The following is an 8,274-nucleotide window of genomic DNA, read 5'->3' on the forward strand; positions in this document are numbered from 1 at the left end:
AATCGTGAAACACTTCTTCCATCGTTTTCGCCGCTTGCACTTTGTCGGTATTCTCGGTACCGGCATGTGTGGAATCGCTGAAGTCCTTCTCCGCCACGGCTTACGCGTGACAGGTTCCGATTTGCAGGAGAACGACTCGGCAATCCGGTTGCGAAAAATTGGCGCTGAAATCGCTATCGGTCATTCCGCTAAAAACATCGGGGACGCGCAAGTAGTCATTTATTCGAGCGCTTGTCCACCCGACAATGTCGAACTGGTGGAAGCCCGCCGCTTAAATATTCCCGTCATTCCCCGTGCCGAAATGTTGGGTGAATTGATGCGCTTGCAGCTTGGTATCGCAGTTGCCGGCGTTCACGGTAAGAGCACAACTTCTGCGATGTTAGGTGCCGCCCTAAAGACAGCGGGGATGGATCCCACCATAATCGTTGGCGGCCGCTTGCAAAGCACGAGTGGCAATGCCGAACCCGGCGATTCCGAGTGGATGGTTGCAGAAGCCGATGAATTCGACCGCTCGTTTCTCCATCTCATGCCGGTGCACGCCATCATTACCAATCTAGAACACGAGCACACCGACACCTATCCAACTTACAGCGAGATGGAAGATGCTTTCGTGCAGTTTGCGAATCGCGTTCCCTTCTACGGTTCCTTGGCGATATGCGGCGACGATGCCGGTGTAATGGCGATTCGCCCTCGACTCAAGCGAACGGTCATCACGTATGGAGTCGGACCAGAAAACAACATCCGGGCGATCGATATCAAAATGGCGGCGGGAATAACAACTGCCACTGTCGTCGATGGTTCGACCGTCGTTGGCGAATTGAAAATCCAAGTACCCGGTATCCACAATCTTCGCAACGCATTAGCGGTTATTACGCTATGCCGTCAAATCGAGATACAATTTTCGGCGATTGTCCCTGCGCTCGAGTCGTTTACCGGCGTTGCCCGTCGGTTTGATAGAGTTGGTGAGTGGAACGGAGTGACGGTTGTCGATGATTATGCCCATCACCCCACCGAGGTTGCAGCGACGTTAGCGGCTGCGCGGGCGTCTCATCGCGGTCGCATTGTCGCAGTGTTTCAACCCCATCTCTTTTCACGCACGGCGGTTTTTGCCGAGCGGTTTGGGATGGCGTTAACTGTCGCCGATGTCGTTTTTGTCACTGACGTCTATCCATCGCGTGAGAAGCCGGTATCGGGCGTTACAGGAAAATTGGTTTCCGATGTATTGCGTCGGTCCGGTCATAGTGCCGTTATCGATCTTGAAAAAACTGATTGGCTAAATCGCGTCCGAGCCGAATTGAAACCGGGCGATATGCTGATAACAATGGGTGCTGGCGATGTCACGAAGTTGGCTAAACAAATGGTGAGCGAACTGTGAGTGCAATCCCGGAATTCACGTCGCTGAGCCGCGTCCGCGACACGTTGTATCGCCACAACAGCGGGCAGTTGCGCGAACGAGAACCATTAGCGTTACGCACCACCTACCGGGTTGGCGGCGAAGCAAAATTGCTCTATGCACCCTATGAAGAAGCTGACGTTGCTGCGGCTGTGCAAACAGTATGTGAAGAGCAAGTTCCGCTCTATGTATTAGGTGGTGGCTCTAACATCCTGATTGCGGACAATGGTATCGATGGTTTACTCGTCGACACTCGCAGTTATCTAAACACGATTTCGCTAACCGGCGACAGGATAGTCGCGCAAGCCGGAGCATCGCTTCTACGCTTGGTGCGGATGGCTTCGCGAGCCGGCCTCGGCGGAATTGCCAAGCTCGCCGGAATACCCGGAACTTTGGGTGGCGGTTTACGTATGAACTGCGGTGCTTTCGGTGTTGAAATCTCTGAACATCTTGAATGGGTGCGCGGTGTATCGGCTAATGGTGAAATTGTCGAATTCGAAAAGTCGGATATCACATGGGGATATCGCTCCGTTCCCGAATTACAAACGGTTGTGATTACCGCTGCTGGTTTCCGGTTCCCTACGGATGATCCGAACAAATTAGTTTCCGAGATGAGAGAAGTTTTAGCGAAACGACGCGCCAGTCAACCATTGCAATACCCTTCGGCCGGTTCGGTATTCAAACGCCCTCCCAATGACTTTGCTGGACGATTAATCGAAGCCGCTGGTCTAAAAGGGGTGCGTTGTGGCGATGCCGAGGTGAGTCAAAAGCATGCTGGTTTTGTTGTCAACACCGGGAAGGCGACTGCCGCTGATATTTATCGTTTGATTCGTACGGTTCAGGCAGCTGTGTTTGCACTGTATGGCGTGCAACTCGAAATGGAACAAGTGTTGTGGGGGTTTGAAAATGCCGCGTCTTAAATCGATGGTCGTCTTTCGCCAACAACAAGTCCGTGCCCGCAAGTTCGCACTAAAGCGATTGTTGGTTTTGCTCTCGTTTGTCGCTGTGCTTGCTGGCGGTTGGTATGTCGTCATGTACACCGATCCGCTTAACATGTTCCAGTTACAGCGAATCGAGATTACTGGAAATCAGCGCACAACGACAAACGATATTCGCAAAGCGCTTGGTGTGCGGATTGGAACGCCGCTCTTCCGGTTAGATATGGCACAGCTAAACACAAAACTAACAAAACTCCCGTGGGTAAAATCGGTGAGAACTCATCGCACGCTGCCGAATGTACTCTTCGTCGAAATCGTAGAACACACCCCTGTTGCAGTCATTGCGAATGGTAAAACCCAACTTGTGAGTTCCGAAGGGTGTGTGATGCCGCAACCCGTTGATGGTTATCCTGTTAGTTTACCAGTGATTACGAATTATTCTGGTGAAATTCCCGCGGTAGGAAAACAATTTGAAGAATACAAGATGCGGGAAGTCATTGCACTGTTGCGGGAAATGCGTCCCTATCGTGTATATCAGCGGGTTGCCGAAGTGCGGTTCGATTCCCCTTCGACCTATCGCGTGTTGCTCGACGATGGTCATGTCGAGCTGTTACTTGGAAAATCACGAATACAGTCGATCTCAGCGGTCGATCAGTTTATGCAGAAACTACCGGCGGGTGTTTCGTTAGCGAAAATCGCATACATCGATGCTCGGGCATCCGGTTTTATTGCCGTCGCCGACCGTATCGATCCATCATTTTAAGTAGCTCAGACAATCTTGTCTGAGAGAATAAGTACCAAGTAGAAAATTCTATTTCTACGCAAAGCAGTAAAACCGTGTTACACCGACTCAAAAAGTGGATTCGACACCGACTCAATATGACAACTGAACCAGAAAAGAACTCTATCGATACCGGCTCCTTCCTCTCCGATCAACAAGAAGAGGAAATGGTCGCTACGGTTGCGATTGATATCGGAACGAGTCGCATTCGCACTGCGGTGATCGGTCGTAGCGAAACCGGTAACGTCAAATTGCTCGCTTATGGCGATGTCGCTTCGCTTGGGATGAACGCCGGTGTAATCACCGATGTAAAAAAAACGACCGATGTGTTACAAGCGTCGCTGTATCAAGTTCAGCAAAAGCTTGGCGCGAGTGGTTCGATTCGTGTTGCGATTATCGGTATAGGAGGTAACGATATCATTGCCTCACCGACCGATTCTCATTTGACGTTAAGTAAAAAATGGCTGGGAAAATCTCAGACGATTTCTTTTGAAGACTTGTATCGCTTAAAGGAACATCACCATCACGTCTTCATTTCCAGTGAGTACCAGCAACTTGATTTAATTCCGATGGGTTACTCGGTCGATGGTACTAATTGGTTAAGTTCGCCGGTCGGACTCGAAGCGCAGAACCTTTTTGGCAGATACTTATCGCTTGCGGCGCGCAAGGAAGCGGTCGATGTTGTCAACGATTGCTGTAAGCGAGCAACTGTGAGCATCAAGAGTACAGTCTATGCTCCAGCAACGATGGATCGTGTCGCGTTGGAACCGACTGAGAAACATTTCGGGACAATTGTTATCGATATCGGTTATTCGACTACCAATGTCCTATTCATTAAGGAAGGGGTTTGGCAATACGCCTTCCCGGTGCAATACGGATCACGCGACATCACATCCGACATTTCGCAGATGTGTGAAGTGCCACTCGATACAGCGAACGACCTCAAAAAGAAGTATGGCGCGACGAAACCAGTTTCTTACTGGGACGATATGGGAAAACCGGTTGCACCAGAATTGATACCGGTGCCCGGTAACCGGGAAATCGATCCCGATTATCTCTATCGAGTAGTTGTCGCTCGCTGTGAAGAGATTTTCGATGTCGCGATGGATGAATTGTATATGCGGGCAAACCGAGCTGTGGAAGAGCCGGTCGTTTTAAGCGGCGGTGGGGCGATGCTTCCCGGTCTTGTTGAATTTGCGCAGCGATATTTAAAGCGTCCGGTGCGGCTCGCGAAACCGAGTGGCATTCAGGACTTAGCCGGCGAAGCGTTAACGCCGGCGGCGATCAATGTATTGGGAATGGCGATGTATGGGTTTGAATTAACATCGCTAAATCCTCAAAATCCGATTTCAAGATTGTTCGATTGGGTCAATGGCAGCTAACTAAAAAGTAACGGGAGGATACCATGGGTAAAATGCGTTTCAGTTTGGTCGAAAATTTCGCACGCGGTGCGAAAATCAAAGTCGTCGGAGTTGGTGGAGCTGGCGGCAATGCGATTAAACGAATGGTCGAAGCGGGTGTTTGTGGCGTCGAGTTTGTCGCAATCAACACCGATTTACAATCGTTGGAAAAATTGGATGGCTATCGTACCGTGCAAATCGGTGTCGAAACCACCCGCGGTCTCGGTGCCGGTGGCGATGCCGAAGTGGGACGGCTGGCGGCGGAAGAGAATCGCGAAGACATTATGCAGGCACTATCAGGTGCAGATTTAGTGATTACGACCTTCGGCGGTGGTGGTGGTACAGGTTCGGGTAGCGGGCCGGTAGTAGTCGATATCGCCCGCGAACTCGGTGCCTTGACGGTAGCGATTGTAACACGCCCTTTCCAATTCGAGCGGGCGCAGCGAATGCAGCGAGCAGAAGATGGGATTCGTCAACTTCGCGGCGTCACCGATACCTTAATCGTGATTCCCAATCAAAAACTCGTCGACATTTCCCTTGATGTAAAGTTAACCGAAGCATTCCAACGTGCCGATTCTATTTTAGTCCAAGCGACTAAAGGGATCAGCGAATTACTTACCACTGCCGGGGAAATCAACCTCGACTTCAACGACTTGAGTACAGTGATGAAGGGTGGTGGTGATGCACTGCTCGGTTTCGGTACTGCATCGGGAGAAGACCGGGCATTGAATGCCGCAACGCAAGCGATTTCGTCGCCTTTCCTTGAGGACATCGATGTTGCCGGCGCTCGCTCGATTCTGATAAACGTATCCGCTTCGCGGGACATAACCCTGCGCGAATTCGATACCGCTGTTAAAGTTATCACCGACAAAACGGGCAACGAATCCAATGTTATCGCAGGTATGGCATACAACGACGATATCACTGACGAACTGCGAGTTACATTAATCGCGACCGGTCTCCGACAGGATCTTCGTGCGCAGCCGAAACAAGAATCGTTTACTCTGCAGAACAGCTTTACCGGGAACAGTTTCTCGAATGGCGCAACCAACGGTTTCTCGAATGGCAATGGCAAAACCAATGGGGATACGTTCCGAACGGTGCCAGTGATGCCTGTAGCGGCACCCGCATTAGACGCCAGTCTGCGTTCCAACGGAAACAGTTTTAGCGTACCGGCGATTCTTCGCCGCAACCGTTCATAACGTAGTTCGGTAGCTCAGACAATCCTGTCTGAGTCGTTTCATTTCATCTGTAGCTCAGACAATCTTGTCTGAGTTATCCAAACCGTACGACAGACCACAGAACAGTCTGTCGGAACAAATCCATACGTTGGACTATCCTGTCCACCGTAAACAAAAATCTCCATCGGTACTACTCCCGTACCGTTAAAAAACAACACCGCCGCGTTGACCCACGGCGGTGTTGCTTTACTTATGCCCAAAACAATCTGCTAAACCGGTTCCCTAACCCAAAGCCCCTTCCAACGTACCGGCAACCGGAAGATTACTGGAATTGCAACGAGGTTCGGATAGATCCAGAGATACACTAAGAAGAATGGTAAGCAGAGAACATTCCGTTGGACAATCCCTTTATGAATCAGTACGATAATCAGAAATAGCGATTCGAGAATCACTCCGCCGATAATTCCGATCCATCCAACAGTGCGCATGTCTTCCCCGCCGATAACTACCGCTAAAATCGAACCGAGATGCGACAGAAAATTAAACGCGATCATCAGCAAACCACCCAACCCCAATCGTCGGGTTCCCATCGACCACCGTAGTTTCATGTTCGCGAGTTTGTGTGGCGGTTCCGGTTCGGTCACAGGAAAAGTCCGGCGGTCGAGATGATATCGCAACGCGCGGTTCCCATATTTTTGTAGCACGCCCTGAGATAGCAACACATCTTCGCAAATCGAAAATCCTAATTTCGGAAACCCACCCACGGCGAAATAGGCGCTGCGCCGAATTGCAAAATTATTCGATAACCCCGAACCGCCAAGTCCCAACCGTGCAACCGCATACCCGATTCCTTGAATAAACGCCATATCGAGGTTTTGCACGAGGTTGTATATCGAATTTGGATTTTCGTTACTGTGGAGGAGTTCGGAGCCGCTGACTATTTGCGTTTTCTCATCGAACTTTGCTACCGTAAGTTTGATCCAGTCTTTCGGGACGATACAATCCGCGCCGGTCGTCAATACGATTTCATGGGATGACGCCTCCATCCCGGCATGCCAAGGTGCCGCTTTTCCGCGTAACACGCCTAAGTCTTCCGGTATTGATAGCACTTTTCTCCGAACTGGATCCTCAGCAGCAAAGGCATCAAAGACTGCTTTCGTTTGATCACTCGAACAGTGATCGACCAAAATGTACTCGATCAACTCTACGGGATAATTCTGAGCCGCCACTGCCGCCAAGGTCTGAGGTAACGCCACTGCCTCGTTTCGCGCACAGATTACTACGCTAACCGGCACAAACTTTATCTGTTCTTTCCGTCTTGGCAACAGCAATGCAAGAATCCCTGCCAACAAGGCAACGAAGTATCCCAGCGAAGCGATACCGATAAAATAAATCATCGCAAAGTCTCAGTGGCGGGAATCATCGTTTGCCAATTGTGGTCGCGTAACGCAGTTAACAACAGCGGTAGAATTTTCTCGAATATCTGAGGTGCCGGACCGCCATCGTGTAGTACAACGATCTGTCCGGGTGATAATTGCGGCATTAACTGCTCGATAACATGTTCTGTCGGTAATGTAGCGACAAAATCACCCAACATCCATGTTAGATAGATCGGCAGAAACCCCTCCCGCCGCAATGCTTGCCACCCCGCCAGCGGCGGATCCGCATAGGGCGGGCGAAACCGGGTGATTGCAATCCCTAAAACATCTTCCAATCGGTGTTTCGAATCAATCCAATTGCGCAAAATATCTTCACGTTTCCTAAATAACTGCGAACGGTGGTGCCAGCCGTGGAGTCCGATTTCATGCCCATTTGTCAACAATTCTCTTAGCAAAACTCGATTGCCGAGACTTCGGTCGGTTTGAACAAAAAACGTCCCCTTCACCTGAAATTTCTCAAGCGTAGCAAGTGCATACGGTGTGCCGGGATAAGCTGGACCATCGTCAAAAGTGATCCAAAGCTTACGTGAGGTTGTCTCAAAGCGGGATATCAAACCGGGCAGCAACCGATAATACCACCCGAATCGAAGGGGGTACTCGAAGTTCATGACGATGCAAACCCTCGACCGCTAGTCTTCTTCGGTTTCGGAAGCAATGCATAACTCAGTAAAAGCCACGGTTGCAACGGTACCCACACCAACCATGAGCGGCGGGTAAAAAATGGAAAGTACTTTTTCGTCTCTTGGTAATGAACGAAGTCGTTGAGATATTTCCCCAGAATTGTCAGTGCGCCTGCCAAACGAACATCGGCAAAAAATAAAGCAACCAACGCCGATCCCAAACCCAGCAGAGATAATGCAATGCCAGTTTGAATCAGTTTCACAATAATCGAATATGTCAGCGCATCTTGATACCATCTTCGGCGCGCTGCTGCCGTTTCACGATACGTCGGAGCTAATGTCGTCAACGTCGCTGCATCAACGTCAATGACTGCCCGCATCGGGGTTCCTACTGAAGCTTGCGCCTGAAGGATACGCCCATCTTCACCGGTGCCTTCCGTTCCTACGCGATCCCACAACCCATTGCGGAACGCCTGTACCGGAAGCAGCATATTCGCTGTCGAGGCGGTGATAGGAATCATC

The 8,274-nt window shown here is 50.5% G+C and carries 8 protein-coding genes; 5 read left to right on the forward strand and 3 right to left on the reverse strand.

The window, feature by feature from the left end; all coding sequences use genetic code 11:
• Nucleotides 1-4 precede the first annotated feature (4 nt).
• From murC to ftsZ, 5 genes are all read left to right on the forward strand, one after another.
• Nucleotides 5-1,375, forward strand: a complete 1,371-nt coding sequence (gene murC, locus OEM52_04500) for a UDP-N-acetylmuramate--L-alanine ligase (protein MDK9699397.1) — start codon at nt 5-7, stop codon at nt 1,373-1,375.
• Nucleotides 1,372-2,313, forward strand: coding sequence for a UDP-N-acetylmuramate dehydrogenase (gene murB / locus OEM52_04505; GenBank protein MDK9699398.1), 942 nt, complete (start codon nt 1,372-1,374; stop codon nt 2,311-2,313). The genes murC and murB overlap by 4 nt, the downstream gene beginning before the upstream one ends.
• Entirely contained in the window at nt 2,300-3,094 is a 795-nt protein-coding gene (locus OEM52_04510; GenBank protein ID MDK9699399.1) for an FtsQ-type POTRA domain-containing protein, read from the forward strand. The genes murB and OEM52_04510 overlap by 14 nt, the downstream gene beginning before the upstream one ends.
• A gap of 116 nt (nt 3,095-3,210) precedes the next feature.
• Entirely contained in the window at nt 3,211-4,494 is a 1,284-nt protein-coding gene (ftsA, locus tag OEM52_04515) for a cell division protein FtsA (protein ID MDK9699400.1), read from the forward strand.
• A gap of 23 nt (nt 4,495-4,517) precedes the next feature.
• Nucleotides 4,518-5,714, forward strand: coding sequence for a cell division protein FtsZ (ftsZ, locus tag OEM52_04520; GenBank protein ID MDK9699401.1), 1,197 nt, complete (start codon nt 4,518-4,520; stop codon nt 5,712-5,714).
• 248 nt (nt 5,715-5,962) lie between these two features.
• Here ftsZ and OEM52_04525 read toward each other — a convergent pair whose 3' ends face one another.
• From OEM52_04525 to OEM52_04535, 3 genes are all read right to left on the reverse strand, one after another.
• Entirely contained in the window at nt 5,963-7,090 is a 1,128-nt protein-coding gene (locus OEM52_04525) for a glycosyltransferase (protein MDK9699402.1), read from the reverse strand.
• A complete protein-coding gene (locus OEM52_04530) occupies nt 7,087-7,740 on the reverse strand; it encodes a polysaccharide deacetylase family protein (GenBank protein ID MDK9699403.1) in 654 nt (217 codons plus the stop codon). The genes OEM52_04525 and OEM52_04530 overlap by 4 nt, the downstream gene beginning before the upstream one ends.
• A partial coding sequence (locus OEM52_04535; GenBank protein MDK9699404.1) for a hypothetical protein occupies nt 7,737-8,274 on the reverse strand: 538 nt, incomplete at its 5' end. The genes OEM52_04535 and OEM52_04530, both read right to left, overlap by 4 nt.

The sequence above is a fragment of the bacterium genome, assembly GCA_030247525.1.
Classification (GTDB): Bacteria; Electryoneota; JAOADG01; order JAOADG01; family JAOADG01; genus JAOTSC01.